General features: G+C 67.0%; 21 protein-coding genes. 14 read left to right on the top strand and 7 right to left on the bottom strand.

Features of this window, described 5'->3' with window-relative positions; genetic code table 11:
• Nucleotides 1-8 precede the first annotated feature (8 nt).
• Nucleotides 9-647: a TetR family transcriptional regulator gene (locus KF730_RS13015; protein ID WP_294097858.1), complete on the bottom strand. Its 639-nt coding sequence runs from the start codon at nucleotides 645-647 to the stop codon at nucleotides 9-11.
• Between the two features lie 77 nt (nucleotides 648-724).
• Between KF730_RS13015 and KF730_RS13010 the strand changes: the two genes are divergently transcribed.
• The 5 genes from KF730_RS13010 to KF730_RS12990 all read left to right on the top strand — a co-directional run bounded on the left by KF730_RS13010 (nucleotide 725) and on the right by KF730_RS12990 (nucleotide 5,706).
• Nucleotides 725-1,342, top strand: coding sequence for a glutathione S-transferase C-terminal domain-containing protein (locus KF730_RS13010; RefSeq protein WP_294097857.1), 618 nt, complete (start codon nucleotides 725-727; stop codon nucleotides 1,340-1,342).
• Nucleotides 1,343-1,477: 135 nt separating this feature from the next.
• Nucleotides 1,478-2,656 carry a lycopene beta-cyclase CrtY gene (crtY, locus tag KF730_RS13005; protein WP_294097856.1) on the top strand — a complete coding sequence of 393 codons (1,179 nt, stop codon included), beginning with the start codon at nucleotides 1,478-1,480 and terminating at the stop codon, nucleotides 2,654-2,656.
• Nucleotides 2,653-4,143 carry a phytoene desaturase gene (locus KF730_RS13000; protein WP_294097855.1) on the top strand — a complete coding sequence of 497 codons (1,491 nt, stop codon included), beginning with the start codon at nucleotides 2,653-2,655 and terminating at the stop codon, nucleotides 4,141-4,143. Before crtY ends, KF730_RS13000 begins: the two co-directional genes overlap by 4 nt.
• Nucleotides 4,140-4,721: a TIGR00730 family Rossman fold protein gene (locus tag KF730_RS12995; protein ID WP_294097854.1), complete on the top strand. Its 582-nt coding sequence runs from the start codon at nucleotides 4,140-4,142 to the stop codon at nucleotides 4,719-4,721. Before KF730_RS13000 ends, KF730_RS12995 begins: the two co-directional genes overlap by 4 nt.
• A gap of 10 nt (nucleotides 4,722-4,731) precedes the next feature.
• Nucleotides 4,732-5,706 carry a phytoene/squalene synthase family protein gene (locus tag KF730_RS12990; protein ID WP_294097853.1) on the top strand — a complete coding sequence of 325 codons (975 nt, stop codon included), beginning with the start codon at nucleotides 4,732-4,734 and terminating at the stop codon, nucleotides 5,704-5,706.
• Here KF730_RS12990 and KF730_RS12985 read toward each other — a convergent pair.
• Together KF730_RS12985 and KF730_RS12980 are read right to left on the bottom strand one after the other, a co-directional pair.
• Complete coding sequence (locus KF730_RS12985) at nucleotides 5,654-6,067, bottom strand: hypothetical protein (RefSeq protein ID WP_294097852.1); 414 nt, start codon at nucleotides 6,065-6,067, stop codon at nucleotides 5,654-5,656. The two genes, KF730_RS12990 and KF730_RS12985, sit on opposite strands and share 53 nt — an antisense overlap.
• Nucleotides 6,068-6,132: 65 nt before the next feature.
• Nucleotides 6,133-6,366, bottom strand: a complete 234-nt coding sequence (locus KF730_RS12980; RefSeq protein WP_294097851.1) for a hypothetical protein — start codon at nucleotides 6,364-6,366, stop codon at nucleotides 6,133-6,135.
• A gap of 86 nt (nucleotides 6,367-6,452) precedes the next feature.
• On the opposite strand from KF730_RS12980, the gene KF730_RS12975 reads away from it, so the two are divergent.
• On the top strand, nucleotides 6,453-8,270 hold the full coding sequence (locus KF730_RS12975; protein WP_294097848.1) for an ABC transporter ATP-binding protein/permease: 1,818 nt from the start codon (nucleotides 6,453-6,455) through the stop codon (nucleotides 8,268-8,270).
• A 32-nt stretch (nucleotides 8,271-8,302) separates the two neighbouring features.
• Nucleotides 8,303-9,217, top strand: coding sequence for an alpha/beta hydrolase (locus KF730_RS12970; RefSeq protein WP_294097846.1), 915 nt, complete (start codon nucleotides 8,303-8,305; stop codon nucleotides 9,215-9,217).
• Between the two features lie 289 nt (nucleotides 9,218-9,506).
• On the opposite strand, the gene KF730_RS12965 is transcribed toward KF730_RS12970, so the two are convergent.
• The 3 genes from KF730_RS12965 to KF730_RS12955 are packed head-to-tail and all read right to left on the bottom strand — an operon-like array spanning nucleotide 9,507 to nucleotide 12,648.
• Nucleotides 9,507-10,955 (bottom strand): ATP-binding protein, encoded by a 1,449-nt coding sequence (locus KF730_RS12965; protein ID WP_294097843.1) that lies wholly within the window; start codon nucleotides 10,953-10,955, stop codon nucleotides 9,507-9,509.
• Between the two features lie 59 nt (nucleotides 10,956-11,014).
• Entirely contained in the window at nucleotides 11,015-12,376 is a 1,362-nt protein-coding gene (locus KF730_RS12960; RefSeq protein WP_294097842.1) for a glycoside hydrolase family 47 protein, read from the bottom strand.
• Nucleotides 12,373-12,648, bottom strand: a complete 276-nt coding sequence (locus tag KF730_RS12955) for a GNAT family N-acetyltransferase (protein ID WP_294097841.1) — start codon at nucleotides 12,646-12,648, stop codon at nucleotides 12,373-12,375. Before KF730_RS12955 ends, KF730_RS12960 begins: the two co-directional genes overlap by 4 nt.
• Before the next feature lie 52 nt (nucleotides 12,649-12,700).
• Between KF730_RS12955 and recQ the strand changes: the two genes are divergently transcribed.
• From recQ to KF730_RS12920, 7 genes are all read left to right on the top strand, one after another.
• The gene (gene recQ / locus KF730_RS12950; protein WP_294097839.1) at nucleotides 12,701-14,467 is read left to right on the top strand and encodes a DNA helicase RecQ; all 1,767 of its coding nucleotides are present in this window, start codon (nucleotides 12,701-12,703) and stop codon (nucleotides 14,465-14,467) included.
• Entirely contained in the window at nucleotides 14,464-14,961 is a 498-nt protein-coding gene (locus tag KF730_RS12945; protein ID WP_294097837.1) for a hypothetical protein, read from the top strand. The genes recQ and KF730_RS12945 overlap by 4 nt, the downstream gene beginning before the upstream one ends.
• Nucleotides 14,961-15,389: a TIGR01244 family sulfur transferase gene (locus KF730_RS12940; protein ID WP_294099875.1), complete on the top strand. Its 429-nt coding sequence runs from the start codon at nucleotides 14,961-14,963 to the stop codon at nucleotides 15,387-15,389. The genes KF730_RS12945 and KF730_RS12940 overlap by 1 nt, the downstream gene beginning before the upstream one ends.
• The gene (locus tag KF730_RS12935; protein ID WP_294097834.1) at nucleotides 15,386-15,745 is read left to right on the top strand and encodes a hypothetical protein; all 360 of its coding nucleotides are present in this window, start codon (nucleotides 15,386-15,388) and stop codon (nucleotides 15,743-15,745) included. Before KF730_RS12940 ends, KF730_RS12935 begins: the two co-directional genes overlap by 4 nt.
• 246 nt (nucleotides 15,746-15,991) lie before the next feature.
• Nucleotides 15,992-16,897, top strand: a complete 906-nt coding sequence (locus KF730_RS12930) for a sterol desaturase family protein (protein WP_294097832.1) — start codon at nucleotides 15,992-15,994, stop codon at nucleotides 16,895-16,897.
• Nucleotides 16,894-17,232, top strand: coding sequence for a hypothetical protein (locus KF730_RS12925; protein ID WP_294097830.1), 339 nt, complete (start codon nucleotides 16,894-16,896; stop codon nucleotides 17,230-17,232). The genes KF730_RS12930 and KF730_RS12925 overlap by 4 nt, the downstream gene beginning before the upstream one ends.
• A 16-nt stretch (nucleotides 17,233-17,248) precedes the next feature.
• Entirely contained in the window at nucleotides 17,249-18,829 is a 1,581-nt protein-coding gene (locus KF730_RS12920; protein WP_294097828.1) for a GMC family oxidoreductase N-terminal domain-containing protein, read from the top strand.
• On the opposite strand, the gene KF730_RS12915 is transcribed toward KF730_RS12920, so the two are convergent.
• On the bottom strand, nucleotides 18,826-19,248 hold the full coding sequence (locus KF730_RS12915; RefSeq protein ID WP_294097827.1) for a DUF5990 family protein: 423 nt from the start codon (nucleotides 19,246-19,248) through the stop codon (nucleotides 18,826-18,828). The two genes, KF730_RS12920 and KF730_RS12915, sit on opposite strands and share 4 nt — an antisense overlap.
• Nucleotides 19,249-19,289: the final 41 nt, after the last annotated feature.

Below are 19,289 nucleotides of genomic sequence, written 5' to 3'. Positions count from 1 at the left end.
GATTGGGATTATCGGCGTCCGGCCTTTGGACCGGAGCCAAGCGACATGGCCGTTTCGCCCGGTCGCCAGGCGCCGATCACCGCGGCGGTATCCCTGGCGATCGCCACCAGCGCCTCGCGGGGCTCGCCGGCGCGGGCGCGGACGCTCAGCGAGTGCAGCACCGAGGCGACGATGCGGCCATGGGCATCGGGCGCCGGACTGCCGGCCGCAGCCAGCAATTCGGCGATCCGCGCATCTTCCATCGCTAGAAAGGCGGTGAGGCGTTCGCGGACCTGCGCGTCGCCAGCGGCGGCGGTGGCGGCGGTGTTGATGATCAGGCAGCCCTCGGGACCGTCGGCGCCGGTCAGGTACAGATCGATACCGCCGATGAGCAGCCGCTCGACCAGCGCGACCGGCGGCAGATCGAGCTCGGCGAGGCGCAGCAATTGCGCTTCGACCCGCCCGGTCAGTCGCTCGATCGCCGCGATATAGAGCGCGCGCTTGTCGCCGAACGCGGCGGCGAGGCTGGGGCGGGCAAGGCCGGTCGCTTCGGAAAGATCGTCGAGCGAGGTGCCGGCCAGCCCTTGCGTGCGGAAGCGCTCGGAGGCGCGCGCCAGCGCGGTATCGGCATCGAAACTGCGCGGGCGGCCACGCGGGCGGACGGACATTATTATGCGATCTCGCAAATAAATCTTGACTGGCATATTTTTATGCGGGATCGTATATAAATACAAGGGAGGCCCGTATGAAGCTGTATTTCCGCCCCTTCGCCTGCTCGCTCGCCGCGCGAATCGCGCTGGAGGAAGCCGGGCTCGATGCCGAATTCGTTGAAGTGCCGCGTGACGGAACGCTGCCGGATGGGCGCGCCTTCACCGAAATCAGCCCGATGGGCTATGTGCCGGCAATCGAGACTTCGGGCGGGTTCACGCTTACCGAAGGTCCGGCGGTGCTGACCTATATCGCCGAGCTGGCGCCCGAGGGGATGCTCAACTTCACCGGCTTTTCCGACGCGCATTACCGGATGCTCGGCTGGCTCAACTTCACCTCGACTGAGCTGCACAAGGCGGTGTTCGCGCCGATCCTCGGCTCGGGCTTCAGTGACGGCGAGCAAGATGCGGCGCGGGTGCGGGCGGCCAGGCCGTTCGCGGTGCTGACCCGGCATCTGGAGGCGAGCGAGTTCCTCGGCGACCGGTTCAGCGTCGCCGACGCCTATCTGCTCGCCGTGCTCAACTGGTGCGAATTCTCGAAGGTGCCGATCGCCGACTGGCCGGTGCTGCTGGCCTATCGCGAACGGCTGCGGGCGCGGCCCTCGGTCGCGCAGGCGATGGCGGCGGAACTGCCGCTGCTCAGCAGGGCGGCCTAGCGCTCTCACAAGCCCGAGCCAGTGATTCCCGGGCGTGGCCGCATCGGCCGCTCCCGCCACCCCTGCCCCCTTCGGCGCGAGCCGGAGGGGGCTTTTTGTTTGTACCCTCGCGAATCCTTGGGCTAGGTCGCTGCGATGCCCGCAACGATCAATTGCGACGTCGCCATCGTCGGCGGCGGACTTTCCGGGGGACTGCTCGCGCTGGCGCTCAAGAAGAAGCGCCCGCATGCGGACGTGCGGCTGATCGAGAGCGGGCGGACGATCGGCGGCAATCATCTCTGGTCGTTCTTCGCCAGCGACGTGGCACCGGCCAATCGCTGGCTGACCGCGCCGCTGATCTGCCATGGCTGGCCCGCATATGACGTGGCGTTTCCGGCGCATGGCCGGACGATCCGGCAGGCCTATTATTCGATCGAGTCGCGGCGGCTCGACGCGGTGGTGCGCGCGGCGCTGCCCGAGGATGCGGTGATGACCCGCCGCAAGGCGCTGGCGGCGAGCAGCAAGGCGGTGGTGTTCGAGAATGGCGACCGCATCGAAGCCGGCGGCGTGATCGATTGCCGGGGGCCGGGCGATCTCTCGCAGCTCCAGTGCGGCTGGCAGAAATTCTATGGCCGCGAGATCGCGCTCAGCGACGCGCATGCGCTCGCCCGGCCGATGATCATGGATGCGACGGTCGAGCAGATCGACGGCTATCGCTTCGTCTATGCGCTGCCGTTCGCGGCGACGCGGGCGTTCGTCGAGGACACCTATTATAGCGACACGCCCGAGCTCGACGTCGATGCGGCGCGGGCGCGGCTCGATGGCTATGCGGCCGACAAGGGCTGGCACGTCGAGAAACTGGTGCGCGAGGAAGCGGGCTCGCTGCCGGTGGCGATGGGCGGGGATTTCGAAGCCTATTGGCAATCGGGGGGGAACAAGGTGGCAAAGGCCGGGATTCGCGCCGGGTTGTTCCATCCGCTGACCAGCTATTCGCTGCCCGACGCGGTGCGCGCCGCGACCCTGGTGGCCAGCGCCAGCGACCTTTCCGGCGCGGCGCTGCACGACCTGTTGCACGACTTTGCGCGCGTGACCTGGCGCAAGCGGCGCTATTACCGGATGCTGGCGGCGATGCTGTTCAAGGCCGCCGAGCCGGGCGAGCGCTACAAGGTGCTCGAGCGCTTCTATCGCCTCAGCCCCGAGCTGATCGGGCGCTTCTATGCCGGCAATTCGACGACGCTCGACCGGGTGCGGACGCTGGCGGGCAAGCCGCCGGTGCCGGTCAAACGCGCGGTGCGGGCGATCCGCGAGCAGTTCGGGTGGAGGAAAGCCCGGTGAAGCGCGCGGCGGTGATCGGCGCCGGGATCGGCGGCTTGGCGCTGGCGATCCGCCTGCAATCGGCGGGAGTCGACACGACGCTGATCGAAGCGCGCGACAAGCCCGGCGGGCGCGCCTATTTCTGGGAAAGGCCAACCGAAGCGGGCATCTTCACCTTCGATGCCGGCCCGACGGTGATCACCGCGCCCGAGGCGCTGGCCGAACTGTGGAAACTCTCCGGCCACGACATCGCCGAGGACGTGACGCTCAAGCCGGTCACGCCCTTCTACCGCCTGTCCTGGCCCGACGGCGTCGGGTTCGACTATTCGAACGACGATGCCAGGCTCGGCGCGGCGATCGCGCAGCTCAATCCCGAGGATGTCGCGGGGTATCAGCGCTTCCTCGAATATTCCGAGGGCGTCTACCGCGAAGGCTATGAGAAGCTCGGCTCGGTCGCGTTCCTCGATTTCATGAGCATGGTTCGGGCGGCACCGGCGCTGATGAAATATCAGGCGTGGCGATCGGTCTATTCGATGGTCGCGAAGTTCGTGAAGAACGAGAAGCTCCGCCAGGCGCTGAGCTTCCACACCTTGCTGGTCGGCGGCAATCCGATGAAGACCAGCGCGATCTATGCGCTGATCCACAAGCTCGAGCGCGATGGCGGGGTGTGGTGGGCCGAGGGTGGCACCAACCGGCTGGTCGCCGGCATGGTCCGCCATTTCGAGCGGCTCGGCGGCGTCGTGCGGCTCGGCGATCCGGTGACGGCGATCGACACGCTCGGCGACCTCGTGACCGGGGTGCGGACCGCGAGCGGCTTCGAGCTGAACGTCGACGCGGTGGCGAGCAATGCCGATGTGGTCCACAGCTACCGCGATCTGCTCAAGACCTCACGGTCGAGCCAGCGGACCGCGCGCAGCATCGTCAACAAGCGCTTCTCGCCGTCGCTGTTCCTCGTCCATTTCGGGGTGAGGGGAAATTTCCCTGATATTCCGCACCATTCGATCCTGTTCGGGCCGCGCTATCAGGGTCTGCTCGAGGATATCTACGACACCGGCGTGCTGAGCGAGGATTTCTCGCTGTACCTGCACCATCCCAGCGCCTCCGACGCGAGCATGGCGCCGGAGGGGCATGCGACCTTCTATGCGCTGGCGCCGGTGCCGCATCTCGGCAAGTTCCCGGCGGACTGGGCCGAACTGGCACCGATCCTGGAGGACCGCATCCTGAGCGAAGTGCAGCGCCGCCTGATCCCCGATCTGAAGGACCGGATCGTCACGAAGTTCAGCTACGCGCCGACCGACTTTCGCGACGATCTCCACGCGCATCTCGGTTCGGCGTTCAGCCTCGAGCCGCTGCTCACCCAGAGCGCGTGGTTCCGCACGCATAATCGCGACGATGCGATTTCGAACCTGTACTTCGTCGGCGCCGGCACGCATCCGGGCGCGGGAATTCCCGGCGTCGTCGGCAGCGCCAAGGCGACGGCGGCATTGATGCTCGGAGACGGCAAATGAAGCGTATCGCGGTCTATTGCGGATCGGCGACCCCGGCGGACCCGGTCTATATCGAATGCGCGCGCATCGTCGGGCGGAGCTTTGCCCGGCGCGGGATCGGCCTCGTCTATGGCGGCGGCAAGCTGGGCCTGATGGGCGCGGTGGCGGATTCTTGCCTGGAAGCCGGCGGCGAAGTGATCGGCGTGATCCCGACCGCGCTGGTCAATGCCGAGGTCGCGCATCGCGGCCTCAGCGAACTCCATGTCGTCGAGACGATGCACGAGCGCAAGGCCGCCTTCACCGACCTGTCCGACGGCTTCCTGACCATCCCCGGCGGGACGGGCACGATGGACGAATTGTGGGAAGCGATGAGCTGGGCGCAATTGGGCTATCATGCGAAGCCGGTCGCGCTGTGGAACGTCGCCGGTTTCTATGACGGGCTGCTCGAGTTCGTCGTCAAGATGGGCGATGTTGGATTCCTGCGCCCGCAGCATCAGGGACTGCTGCTCCACGATACCGATCTCGACGCGGTGCTCGCCAAGATGGCGGCGTTCGAGCCGAGTGTTCCGATCATCCATATGAAGCGCGACGATCTGTGAGCCGAGGGCGTTGAGCGGAGTGGCGCTTCCCTCACGCGCGGCGATCGTCGCCACCGCCGGTGAAGCGATCGCGCGCGGATCGAAGAGCTTCACGGCGGCGAGCCGATTGTTCGATCGCAAGACCCGGCAGCGCGCCTGGCTGCTCTATGCCTGGTGCCGGGCCTGCGACGACCTCGCCGACGGACAGGATCATGGCCATGGCATGACCAAGGTCGCCGATCCGCAGGCACGGCTGGCGGAGATGCGCGCCAAGACCGCGGCGGCGCTTGCCGATCAATGGGTCGGCGATCCGGATTTCGACGCGCTGCGCATCGTCGTCGCCGAGACTAACATGCCGCACCGTTTCGTGTGGGACGTGATCGAGGGGTTCGCGCTCGACGCCGATGGCTGGGGCCCGCGCCACGAGAGCGACCTCTACCGCTATTGCTACCATGTCGCCGGCGCGGTCGGCTGCATGATGGCGGTGGTGATGGGAGTGAGCCCGGACGACGAGGACACGCTCGACCGCGCCTGCGATCTCGGCATCGCCTTCCAGCTCGCCAATATCGCCCGCGATGTCGAAGAGGATGACCGCGCCGGGCGATGCTATCTGCCCGACGAATGGCTGACCGAGATCGACGTGCCGCCGGGACAGCATATGAAGCCGCCGTTCCGCCACCGGCTGAGCATGCTGGTCAGGCGGCTGGCCGAACGCGCCGGGGAGCATGCCGAGAGCGCGCGGATCGGGACGCGCGCGCTGGGGCTGCGATCGGCCTGGGCGGTGCTGGCGGCGGCGGGTATCTATGGCGACATCGCCCGCAAGGTGGTCGCGCGCGGCGACCATGCCTGGGATCACCGGGTGACGACCGGCGCCTTCGAGAAATTAGGCTGGATCGGCAAATCGGCGTGGCAGGCGGCCGCGCGGCGCCGGCTATTCCCGCCGCTGTCGCGCCCTAATCATCTATGGACGCGTCCGCGCGAGCAGGCGACGAACCCAGACGAATAGCCAGCCAGCCGCCGACAAGCGGCGCCACGACCGCGGCCACCACCATCCACAAGGGCTGCTCGAACCGCAGCACATTGGCGAGCGCCATCAGCAGGTCGGCACCGGCGACGATCCAGGCGGCAGCCGCCCAGCCGGACAGGCGCATCGCGACCCAGCCGCCGCCCAAGGAGGACAGCAGCCACGCCGCGACGGTAATCAGCTTCACCGAAACCGGCGCGCTGGCCACCCACTGGCTGAGCGCGGCGGTGTCGCGCGGATCGAGCCCGACGGGAGCGGGATGGAGAAGCGGCCCGAGCATCTGCACCGCGATCACGATGACGAACATCGCGACGAGCCCCGCGATCACCCCCACTGCCTTCATCAAAAAGCCCCCTCTTCGCTATCGAGAAGGAGGCTAGCGGATTTGGGCGAACGGCGAAACCGGACTCAGCGGCCGAGCGGCACCGGTGGTCTGGAATCGGCGACCTGCGCGCTCTGGCGCTGGCAGGCGGCGGCGATCACCGGATAATCGACATCGGTATTGCGGACCAGGGCGGCGGGCACCGCCTGCTGACAGGCGGCATAGGAGGCGTAGCGAACCGGCTCGACACGCGCCTGCTGACATACGGAACTGTCGTCACCGCAACCCAGTATCGCGAGCACATAGATGATCTGATCCATCACGCCGTCCTTTCAAAAGTTAACAACTCGCAGGATCGCGCGCCGTTCCGTTGCATCCGCGCGCCGGACGCCCCAGATCAGGGTTGATGTCTCCCGAACCCTCGCCCTCCGCTCCCGAGCGTCCGCTGTTCGGGACGATCCGGCGCTTCCTCCCCTATCTCTGGCCCAGGCACGCGCCGGGGCTGCGCGCCCGCATCGTCATCGCGATGCTGCTCGTCGTCGCGTCCAAGCTTGTGCAGGTCTATGGCGCGCCCTTCGCGCTGCAGGGCGCCATCGACAAGATGGCGACGGGACCGAAAGATGCAGTGATGCTCGTGGTGCTGCTGGTGCTGGGCTATGCGGCGGCGCGGTTCGGATCGACGGTGTTCGACAATCTGCGCAACGCGGTGTTCGAGCGGGTCGGGCAGGACGCGACGCGGCGGCTGGCGGCGGACGTGTTTCGCCACCTCCACAATCTCTCGCTGCGCTTCCATCTGGAACGGCGCACGGGCGCGGTCACCAAGGTGGTCGAGCGCGGGACCAAGAGCATCGACACGATGCTCTATTTCATCCTCTTCAACATCGCCCCGACGATCCTCGAGCTGTGCCTGGTGCTCGGTATCTTCTGGACGCGCTTTTCGGGCTGGCTGGTCGCGGGCACGCTCGCGATGGTCGTGGTCTATATCGCCTTCACCCGTTGGGTGACCGACTGGCGCGCCAAGCTGCGCGAGCGGATGAACGACCTCGACACCGGCGCGGTCGCGCATGCGGTGGATTCGCTCCTCAATTTCGAGACGGTGAAATATTTCAACGCCGAGCAGCGCGAAGCCAGGCGCTATGAGGAAGCGGTCACCGCTTATGCCAAGGCGGCGACGGTCAGCGAGAATTCGCTGGCCTGGCTCAATATCGGCCAGAGCCTGATCACCAACGCGATGCTGGCGGCCGGCATGGCGCTGGTGGTGTTCGGCTGGGCGCGCGGCGAATTCACGCCGGGCGACACGGTGCTGGTCTCGACGTTGCTCGCGCAACTGTTTCGCCCGCTCGACCTGCTCGGCATGGTCTATCGAACGATTCGCCAGGGTGTGATCGACATGGGATCGATGTTCGACCTGATCGATACCGATGCCGAAGTGAAGGATGTGCCGGGGGCGCCGGCGCTGGTGGTGGCGAGCGGGCATGTGCGCTTTGAGGGCGTGCATTTCGCCTATGACCCCGAGCGCGAGATATTGAAGGGCATCGACCTCGATATCCCCGCCGGCGCGACCGTCGCGGTGGTCGGGCCTTCGGGCGCTGGTAAATCGACGCTGGCGCGGATTCTCTACCGCTTCTACGATCTGACCGGCGGACGGGTGACGATCGACGGGCAGGACATTTCGCAAGTCACGCAATCGAGCCTGCGCGCGGCGATCGGCATCGTCCCGCAGGATACGGTGCTGTTCAACGATACTGTCGGCTACAATATCGCTTATGGCCGCGAGGGCGCTTCTCCCGAAGAGGTCGCCGATGCGGCGCGAGGCGCGGCGATCGCCGGGTTCATCCAGTCGCTGCCCGAAGGTTTCGACACCAGGGTAGGCGAGCGCGGGCTCAAGCTTTCGGGCGGCGAGAAGCAGCGCGTCGCGATCGCGCGGACGCTGGTCAAGAACCCTCCGATCCTGATCCTAGACGAGGCGACCAGCGCGCTCGACAGCCGCACCGAGGCCGATATCCAGGCGACGCTGGAAGCGATCGAGCGGGGCCGCACGACGATCGTCATCGCCCACCGGCTCTCGACGGTGGTCCATGCCGACCGGATCGTGGTGCTGGAGGCGGGCCGGGTCACCGAGCAGGGCACGCACGCACAACTGTTGCGCAAGCGCGGGCTTTATGCCGAGATGTGGGCGCGGCAGGCGCAGGAGCGCGAAGACGGCGAACTGGCCGCCGGATAGCCGCTGGATTGGGGGGACGCGATATGCTGTGGGTGCTGCTCGGACTTGTGGTGCTCATCGCCGCTCTCGTCGGCTGGTCGGCCTATATCAGCGGCAAGATCGACAAGGCGATCCCGGCGGAGGGGCAGCGGTTGACCGTCGACGGCGTCGATTTCCATTATCTCGATATCGGCCCGCGCGACGCGCCGGCGATCGTGATGATCCATGGCATCCTCAGCAACTGGCGGGTGTTCACCTATGCGCTCGCCCCGGCACTGGCGCGCGATCACCGGGTGGTGGTGATCGACCGGCCGGGCTGGGGGCATTCGCGGCTGACCGGCGGACGGCTCGATATCGCCGCACAGGCCGAGGCGATTGCAGCGCTGATCGGCAAGCTCGGGCTAACGAGGCCGCTGCTGGTCGGCCATTCGATGGGCGGGGCGGTGAGCCTCGCCATCGCGCTGGCGCATCCGGACAAGGTGCGCGGGCTGGCGCTGATCGCGCCGTTCACCCAGCCGGTCGAACGGCCGCCCGAAGCATTCAAGGGTTATGCGCTGCCGGCGCCGCTGCGGCTGCCGATATCCTGGACGCTGGCGATCCCGATCGCGATGCGCACCGGCAAGGCGCGGACCACAGAAGTGTTTCACCCCGATCCGGTGCCAGAGGATTTCGCGCTCAGGGGCGGCGGCATGCTGGCGATGCGGCCGGCCGGGTTCCAGTCGGGCTGCTACGAGATGGGCATGGCCAAGGGCGCGATGGACGCGCAGGCGCCGTGCTATGGCGAGCTCAAGCTGCCGGTCTCGATCCTCTACGCGCATGGTGACACGCTGCTCGATCCCGAACTGCACGGGACGGACACCGCCGCGGCGATATCGGGCGCCAAGATCGAGATCGTCGAGGGCGGGCACATGCTGCCGGTGACCCAGCCCGAGCTGGTGGAGAAGTGGCTGCGGCGGGTGGCGGACTAGCTCTTGCTGTCACCCGGGACTGGTTCGGTGCTTATCCTGCTCGGACAAGGAGGAGGCGCGAGTGAACGCGTTCTCCTGCGAAAGCCGGAGCCCAGGAGCGCCGAGCGGCATCGCCGGTAACTCTGGCCCCCTGCTTTCGCAGGGGAACAGTGGATACTTGGCGCATAGGGATGCGCACCGACTTGTTCCGGGGTCCAAAGTGCCGCGCGCGATGTGGCTTGAACCTCTTGCTTCTCGCCCGCCGCGCGTTGGTCCCCGGAACAAGTCCGGGGTGACAGGATAAGGTAGATCAGGCCGCTTCCGACGCCTGTGTCGTCCAGCCCAGCCGGGGGATCGTGATCGAGCGCTTGCCGGCGAGATCGACGCGGGTGACGAACAATTCGCGGCTTTCGATATATTGGATCAGGCGGCGAACGCGGCCGAGCGAGCTGGTGCCATAGGTTGCGGCCAGCTCGGCATCGCTTGGACAGGGCAGCCCCTCGCGCGCGGCACGGGCGACGAGCAGGAAGGGCCCGAGCATATCGTCGGGCAGCGCCTTGGCGGCATCGAGCGCCTGGCTCCATTCGGTATCGGGATCGCCATGGATGCCGGCGCGGGCGGCGGACAGGCGGCGGGTGAAGGCCGAGAGATCGAGTGGCGCGCGGGCGAGCCCGGCCATCCGGCAGCGGACGAGGAAATCCTGGTAGAGGACCGAGGGCGAACGCAGCGCCGAATCGGCATCCTCGACGATCGCGCGCAGGACTTCGGCGATACGCTCGGCGGCCTCTTCGGGATCGACATGGGTTTCGGGCTCGGGCGACGGCACCGAGCGGGCGAGGGCTTCGATCAGGCTTTCCGAGGCGACAGGCTTGGGCGCGGCGGGCGCGGGCGGGGTCCAGCTCGGCTCGGGCGGGGCGAGCAGCAGGTCGCGCATGTCGGCGGTAGGGGCTTCGGGAAGCGGCGTCAGCTTGGGGCTGCCGCTGCGCGCGCTGGTTTCGACATCGCCGATCTTGATCGAGACCGGGCGGCGCGAGATCGCCGGGCCGAGCGCCAGGAAATGGCCGCGCTGGAGATCGCGGATCTGCTCGGCCTGGCGGCGCTCCATGCCGAGCAGATCGGCGGCGCGGGCCATGTCGATATCGAGGAAGGTGCGGCCCATCAGGAAGTTCGAGGCTTCGGCGGCGACGTTCTTGGCGAGCTTGGCGAGGCGCTGGGTGGCGATGACCCCGGCGAGCCCGCGCTTGCGGCCGCGGCACATGAGGTTGGTCATCGCGGTGAGCGAGGCGCGGCGGACGTCTTCGGCGACTTCGCCGCCGCCCGCAGGCGCGAACAGCTGGGCTTCGTCGACCACCACCAGAGCCGGATACCAATGCTCGCGCGGGGCATCGAACAGGCCGTTCAGAAACGCTGCGGCGCATTTCATCTGGCCTTCGGCTTCGAGCCCCTCAAGGCTGAGGACGACCGAGGCGCGGTGCTCGCGGATGCGGGACGCGAACCGCGCGACGTCGCGCTCGCTGTGATCGGCGGCTTCGATCGCGACATGGCCGTAGCGATCGGAAAGCGTGACGAAATCCCCCTCGGGATCGATCACGACCTGCTGGACATGACCGGCCGAGCGCTCGAGCAGGCGGCGCAGCAGATGCGACTTGCCCGAGCCCGAATTGCCCTGAACCAGCAGGCGCGTGGCGAGCAGCTCTTCCAGATCGAGCGTGGCCGCATCGCCGCGCTCGTCCGCCCCCATGTCTACGCGTACTGTCATCGCCTGCCGTCTTGGCGGATCGCGCGAGTCCGAGGCAAGCTCGGTTCGCCGAAAAGCTGTTAGCGTTTGAGGCCGAGCAGCACGTTTCCTTCGGTCGAGAGATAGTTCTTCCGGTAATCGAAGCGGCGGCAATCGGCGAAGGCGAGCCAGTAATATTTCATCTGCTCGGACCACCAATATCCGGGACAATGGTCCCCCTGCTTCTTGGTGGTGACGTCGGCCATCACCGCATAGCCATATTCGGCCCGGTTCCAGCGCTTCATCGCCCGGTAGTGCTTGGCGATCATGTGGCGCCACTCCTCGCGGCGATCGATCAGCCAGTGATTGAAGGCGGCGTCGGCGAGCTCGGGGCGGAGATCGTTGGTGACATGGCTGGTCTTGCCGGTTTCGGGATCATAGCCTTCGGGGAGGATGCCGAACCGGTCGGCGACGCTGTCCCAGGCGCGGGTATAGGCTTCACCGTCGCGGCGGTTGCCGCCCTGCGCCAAGAGCCCGCCATAGAAGGACGAGAGCTCGTCCTGCTCGGCGCTGATCTTCCCGCCGGTCTCGAAATCGACATCGACGAACCAGAAATGGTCGCCGATCTCGACCTCCTGATACTGAAGGATCGCGGCGGTGCAGGCGCGGTACATCGCCAGGCATTCGACATCGCCGAACAGCTGCCAGCCGTCCCACAGATATTCGTAATAGCTGTCGCTCGGCGGCCCGATGGTGGCGCGGCGGCTCTTCCACTCGCCGGTCATGCAGTCGATCCTGTCCGCCAGCAGCCCGATCTTCGAGCGGCGCTCGAACATGCTGACCAGCGCCTTCTTGGCGGCGTCGAAATAGCGCGGATCGGCGGTCGCCTTGCTGAGCGTGCCGAATTCGGTGATGCAGCTACCGATCTCGGCGGGGTTGGTCTCGGAGCCGCGCAGCGCGCCCGTTCTGAGATTGATGAAGCGGTGCGGCAGGCCGAGCGGCGACGCTTCGAAGCTGGGCATCAGACGGTCGGCCAGGTCCTTCGCCTTGGCCAGCAGCACCGGATCGCCACAGGCATGCCAGGCCGAGAGCAGCCCCCCGACGAGACGAATGATCGTCTCGAATACCGAGACTTCGCCGTCCACGTCGAAATCGAGATGGGCCTTGATCCAGTCGACGCCATCCTGGAATTCCTTGTCGAGTTCCATCAGCCACAAGGTGTCGAGCGCTTCGATCAGGCTGAGGCCGAGATGGTGCCCCTTGATCGAGAAGCTCTCGCTGCCGCCCGAGACCGGCGTGATCTGATCCTTGCCCCAGGCACGCTTGCGGTAGTGGTTCCAGGCCCAGCGCATCTCGGCGCGGACATCCTCGCCCAGCACACGCCAATTCTCCCCGGCCTCCGCCGGCAGCGGAAGCAGCGCGGCGGCGCCGCCGGCGATCAGACCGCGGCGGCCGATGATCATGCCAGCAGATCCTTCTGGTCCGGGTGCTTTTCCAGATAGGCCCTGACGAACTCGCATTCGGGGATCAGCTTGAGCCCGCGCGCGCGGACATCGGCAAGCGCGGCGGCGATCAGGCGGCTGGCGATGCCCTGCCCTTGCAGCGCTTCGGGGACGATCGTGTGAGTGAAGGTGATGACCTGGCCGGCGATCTCATAGGCCGCGAAGGCGGTGTGGCCGTCCGTGACGAGTTCGTAGCGGCTGCGCGCCTTGTTGTCGGTGACATTGTCGGTCACGGGCATATTCCCTCGCTTGGCTTTGGAGGCCGCGGCCCCTAACCGGGCGGGTGTGAACGATCCGCGCGATACCCTGCAATCCATTTTCGGCTTTCCCGATTTTCGCGGGGTGCAGCGCCAGGTCGTCGATCGGGTGCTCAGCCGCGAGCGGACGCTGGCGGTGATGCCGACCGGCGCGGGCAAGTCGCTGACCTATCAGCTGCCTTCGGTGATGCTGGAGGGGACCTGCGTGGTGGTCAGCCCGCTGATCGCGCTGATGCACGACCAGCTGCGCGCAGCCGAGGCGGTGGGCATCCGCGCCGCGACGCTGACCAGCGCCGACGACAATCGCGACGAAACGATCGCGCGGTTCCGCGCGGGGGAGCTGGACCTGCTCTATGTCGCACCCGAGCGGGCTTCGGGAGAGGGCTTCCGCAATCTGCTGGGGCAGGCGAAGCTCAGCCTGTTCGCGATCGACGAGGCGCATTGCGTTTCCGAATGGGGGCATGATTTCCGCCCGGATTATCGGTTGCTGCGCCCCTTGTTCGATCGCTTTCCGGAAGTGCCGCGCCTGGCGCTCACCGCGACCGCCGACGCGCATACCCGCGACGACATCTGCGAGCAGCTCGGCATTCCGCATGAAGGGATGATCGTCGCCGGGTTCGACCGGCCTAATATCCGTTACCTGATCTCGCCCCGGGACAATACGACGCGCCAGATCGAGGAGCTGATCGCCGAGCAGCCGGGGCCGGGGATCGTTTATGTCCAGAGCCGGGCGGGCGTGGACAAATTGGCGGCCAAGCTGGCGGCGACGGGACGGCGGACCCTGCCCTATCATGCGGGACTCGAACCCGATGTGCGGCGGCGCAACCAGGCGGCGTTCGTCGCGTCCGAAGATATGGTGATCGTCGCGACGATCGCGTTCGGAATGGGGATCGACAAGCCCGATGTGCGGTTCGTCGCGCATGCCGGCATGCCCAAATCGATCGAGGCCTATTATCAGGAAACCGGGCGCGCCGGGCGCGACGGCGATCCCGCGGTGGCGCAGCTTTTCTGGGGGGCGGAGGATTTCGCCAAGGCGCGGCAGCGGATCAATGAGGTCGAGCCGGCGCGTCAGCCGGGCGAGCGGGCGCGGCTGACCGCGCTCGGCGCGCTGGTCGAGACGGCGGGGTGCCGGCGGCGGATCCTGCTCAAGCATTTCGGCGAGGATGCGCCGGAGAATTGCGGCAATTGCGACAATTGCCTGAGCCCGCCAAGCGCGGTGGACGCCAGCGTGGTGGCGCAGAAATTCCTGTCGGCGGTGTTCCGCACGGGGATGATGTTCGGCGTCGGCTATATCGAGAGCATCTTGCTGGGCCAGTCGAGCGAGCGGAGCCTGATGAACGGGCATGAGAAGCTCTCAGTGTTTGGGATCGTCGAAGGCGATGAGGCGGCGCTGATCAAGCCGGTGGCGCGGGCGCTGCTGCTGCGCGACGCGCTCAGGGCGAATACGCATGGCGGGCTGGAGTTCGGGCCCGCGGCAAAGCCGATCCTGAAGGGTGAGGAGAGGCTGTCGCTGGTGCTGCCGCCCAAGCGCGAGCGCCGCCGCAAGGGCAAGGCGGGTGCCGCTTCCAATCCGGTCGGCGATCCGCTGTTCGAGGCGCTGCGCGCGCGGCGGCGCGAGCTGGCGCTGGAGGCGCAGGTGCCGCCTTATGTGATCTTCCACGATTCGGTTTTGCGCGACATGGCGAGCGACAGGCCGGACAGCATCGCGGCGCTCGGCCGCATCTCGGGCATAGGCAGCCGCAAGCTCGAAGCCTATGGTGACGCTTTCCTGCAAGTGATCCGCGAGGCCGCATGAAGATCGTGATCGCAAGCCTGTTGGCGCTCGCCGCCGCGCAGGACCAGCCGCCAGCGATGGCGCCGGCTGCGCAGCTGAACGCCATCGAAATGGATATCAACAGCTGGGGCCGCGTCGTCGCCCGCTGGTCGATCGATGCCCGGGGCAATGGCCGCTACACGTTGCCCGAGCCCGAAGCGATGAACCCCAAACGGCTGGTGACGCGGAGCTTCGCCGCGGGCAGCGGCGGCTTTCGCCGCGTGCGCATCCTGCTCGGACGCGCCGAGGCGCGGATGGGCCGGCAGATGCCCTGCGCGCAGCGGATCACCGACATGCATTATGGAACGGTGCATTGGCAGCGGCGCGACGGGCGCGCCAATGCGCTCGGCTACGACATGGGCTGCCGGGAATATGCGACGCGGCAGGTGCTTGACGATATCGTCAAGGCGAACGCGATCGTCGCGGGCTGGGCCAAGGATGGCCCGGTTGTCGAAACCGAGGAGGTGGGATCATGATGGTGCGGCAGGTCGACGAGCGTATTTCAGTCGCACCGCAACTGGCACCCGAGGATATGGCGGCGCTCGCCGCACAGGGTTTCGGCATGGTGATCAACAACCGGCCAGAGGGCGAGGAGAGCGATCAGCCTTCCGGCGCAGAGATGCGCGCGGCGGCTGAGGCGGCCGGCATCGGCTATGTCGCGATCCCGACGGTGATGGGCGGGATGACGCGCGGGCAGGTCGCGGAGATGGCGGCGGCGCTGGCGGCGGCGGACAAGCCGGTGCTGGCCTATTGCCGCTCGGGCACGCGCTCGTGCAATTTGTGGGCGCTGGCCGAGGCGAGCCAGGGCGCGGACCCCGAGGCGCTGGTCGCCAAGGGTGCGGCAGCGGGATATGACCTTTCCGGCATCCGGCCGTTGCTCGATCAGCTGGCGGCTAGCGCGTGAAGGAGCTCGCGATCCTCGGCGGGTCGTTGGTGGCGATCCTGCTCCTGGCGCTGGCGGCGAAGCTGCTGCGGCTGGGCGGCGGCGGGATCGAGAGCGAAGCCGAGGCGATGCGGGCGGCCGAGGAGATCCTCTCCGGCTTCGACGCGACCCGCGCGGTGCTCGGCACCGACAAGCGCGCGGCGATCGTCCATGGCCGCGACGGCAGTGTCGCGGTGCTCAAGCTGCACGGCGCGCGGATCGCGGGACGACGCCTGAGCGCGCCGCTCGACGCGGCGGCGAGCGCGGACGGCCTGCGCATCGCCACCGGCGAATCCCGCTTCGGTTCGGTATTGCTGCGCGGAGTCAGCGCGCTTTAGCCAAGCCACGAGGATCGCGCCGATTGCTTTCCTTCGGCTATGCCGGCTCGCATGCTCGCGGCGCCGTGGCAAGCAGATCGCGCAGCGCGGTGGTCGAGCGATACGGGCGGTCGGCGGTATCGCCAGACAGCGACCGAACGCGCCAACCAAGGCGCCGAACTGGCGGCGCGTAGGGTGAAAACGCGTTCGTCCAACACGCATCGCCTGCCATGTTCCTGCCCACTTACACTGATGTAAGAAGCGGCGATGGAGAAGCTGCCCAATCCGATAGATTTCGCGATCCCCGCTTTCGTGCTGCTGGTGCTGGCCGAGATGCTGGTCGCGCGGATGCGGGAGCGCTCGCGCTATTGCCCCAGGGACACGCTGACCTCACTCGCTCTGGGGCTGGGCAGCACGGTGGCAGGGCTGCTGACCGGCGGTATCGTGTTCGTGCTGTCGATGTGGGTATATCAGTTCCGCGTCTTCGATATCGGCTGGGCGTGGTACTGGTTCGCGGTCGCCTTCGTGCTCGACGATCTCGCTTATTATGTCTCGCACCGCGCCGGGCACCGCATCCGCTGGGTGTGGGCGAGCCATGTCATCCACCACAGCTCGCAGCACTATAATCTGTCGACGGCGCTACGGCAGACCTGGACCGGATTCATCTCATTGGGCTTCATCTTCCGGCTGCCCTTGTTCCTGATCGGCTTCCACCCGGCGATGATCTTCTTCGTCGCGGGGCTGAACCTGATCTACCAGTTCTGGATCCACACCGAGGTTATCGGGCGGATGCCGCGCTGGTTCGAGGCGGTGATGAACACGCCGTCGCACCACCGCGTCCACCACGCCACCAACCCGCGCTATCTCGACAAGAATTATGCCGGTGTGTTCATCGTCTGGGACAAATGGCTCGGCACCTTCGAGGCCGAGCGCGACGACGAGAAGCCGCGCTACGGCATCGTCAAGGATCTCGGCAGTTTCAACCTGCTCTGGGCGGCCTTCCACGAATGGATCGGGATCGCCAAGGATGTGTGGCACGCGCCCGACATGAAGTCCCGAATCGGGTATATGGTCAAGCCGCCGGGCTGGAGCCATGACGGCAGCCGCGATACATCCGAGACTATCAAGGCGCGCTGGGAAGCGAAGCAAGCGCAGGCAGCACCCGCCGAATGAGCAACGCGCAGGCCCGTCGCGCCGGCATCGACATGGCGGTAGCCCCGATGCCTTTCTGGCTGGACTTGATCTCCTACATTCTGACGGGCCTTGCGGTCCTGTCGATGCTGTCCGCCATTCTTAACGAGAGCAATGGCTGGCTCCCGTTCGCATTTTGGGGGCTCCCCGGAGCTTATTGGCTGACAGCGGTGCCCGCGCTCATCGCCGGAGTGATCGCTCGGATACGCAAACCCTGGCGCGGATGGTCTAGCGCCGGTGGATTTGCGGCGTGGCTGATTGTACTGTCGCCCTTCTTCCCCGCCGCAATGGTGCTGCTATGGTTGTCGGCAAGATAGGATCGGGGGAACGCGGGTGGAAGAAGCCGACATCGTCGTCATCGGCGGAGGATCGGGTGGGAGCGCCGCCGCGGGCCGCCTGAGCGAGGGCGGCAAGTACAGCGTCTGCGTGCTCGAGGCCGGCGGGCGCAACACCAGCCTGAAGACGATCATGCCGGGCATGATGCCGTTCCAGCCACCCCAGGCGAACTGGCGCTTCGAGACGGTGCCGCAAAAGGGGCTGAACGGGCGGCGGGGCTATCAGCCGCGCGGGCGCGGGCTGGGCGGCTCCAGCGCGATCAACGCCATGCTTTATGTGCGCGGGCATCCCAGGGATTATGACGAGTGGCGCGATCTCGGCTGCACCGGCTGGGGCTGGGACGAGGTGCTGCCCTATTTCAAGCGCGCCGAGCATAATGTGCGTGGGAGCAACGCATATCATGGCGATAGCGGGCCGCTCTGGGTCAGCGACCAGCATTACGCCAATGGCGGCGCACATGCGTTCGTCGAGGCGGGCGCGGCGTTGCAATTGCCGGTCAATGACGACTTCAACGGCGAACGGCAGGAAGGCGTCGGCGTCTATCAGGTGACGCAGCGGAACGGCGAACGCTGGACCGCGGCCCGGGCATATCTGGGGCAGAAGCGCGACAACCTCACCATCCTCACCGACGCGTTGGTCGAACGGATCCTGTTCGAGGACGATCGCGTCTGGGGCGTCGCCTATCAGCGCGACGGGCAGGCGCGCGAGATCAAGGCGAAGAAGGCGGTGATCCTGGCGGGTGGCGCGTTCCAGACGCCGCAATTGCTGATGCTCTCCGGCATCGGCCCGGCCAGGCATCTCAAGGAAATGGGCCTCGCGGTGCGCATCGACCGCGCCGAGGTCGGCCAGGGGCTGCAGGACCATATCGACTATGTCGCGGCGTTCGAGACCAAGGGCACCGCCTTCCTCGGCAAGTCGCTGACGGGCAGTTTCAAGTCGCTGGGGTCGATCGTCCGCTGGCTGTTCACCCGCAAGGGCGCGATGACCACGCCCTATGCCGAATCGGGCGGGTTCGTGCGGACGCCGTTGGCGGGCGAGCGGCCCGACGTGCAGTTCCACTTCGTCGTCGCGATCGTCGAGGATCATGGCCGCGCCGCGGTCAAGGGGCATGGCTATTCCTGTCATGCCTGCGTGCTCCGGCCCGAGAGCCGGGGGACGGTGAAGCTGCAATCGCTGGACCCCGCCGCGCCGCCGCTGATTGATCCCGATTTCCTCGGCGACCAGCGCGACGTCGAGACGCTCAAGGCTGGCGTCAGGGCGATGTACCGCATCCTAGAGACTCCGCCGATGACGCGCTTCAAGGGGCGCGATCGCTATCCGATCGACCTGGACGACGATGCCGCGCTGGAGCGGCTGATCCGGGCGCGATCGGACACGGTCTACCATCCGGTCGGCACCGCGCGGATGGGATCGGACGCGAACGCCGTGGTCGATCCGCGGCTTCGGGTGCGCGGGGTGCAGGGACTGTACATCGCCGACGCATCGGTGATGCCACGGCTGGTGGGCGGCAACACCAATGCGCCCTCGATCATGATCGGCGAGCGCTGCGCCGATTTCGTGCGCGAGGATCTGGGCTAGGCTAGGCGCCGGGCGGTCGGGCGCACGGTGGCGCAAGCGGGGCTGCCGTCCTTGCCGGTACCGTTGACGCGCGTCTCGATGATGCCGCCAGTCATGGCGCTTGCGAGCAGCTCCGGCGAAATATCGTGGATGTCGATCTTCATCCGGCGCGTCCATTGCGAGGCCGGGTCGCCGGCCAGGGTGCCGATGCGGATATAGACGAAACGGCGCTCCGGCCCCTCGCGCCGCACCTGATCGCCGACGAATTTGGGACCCGGCGCGATGCGCACGGCGAAATCGAACGCCAGCGGCTCGCCGGCTTCCGAGGCCCTGGGATCGAGCACCGCATCGTCGCCCGATTGGAGGCTGTGCATCACCCCGGGCACCGGCCGCTCGATCACGATCCGCATCCGAATCCCGGTCTGGTCCGCCTTGGCCATGCACCGCTTCTACACCCGGCCACGCGCATAAAAAATGGCCG

This window comes from Sphingomonas sp., from assembly GCF_019635515.1.
Taxonomy (GTDB): Bacteria; Pseudomonadota; Alphaproteobacteria; order Sphingomonadales; family Sphingomonadaceae; genus Sphingomonas.
Note: the sequence above shows the minus strand (reverse complement) of the source record. Positions and strands in the feature narration are given on the sequence as shown.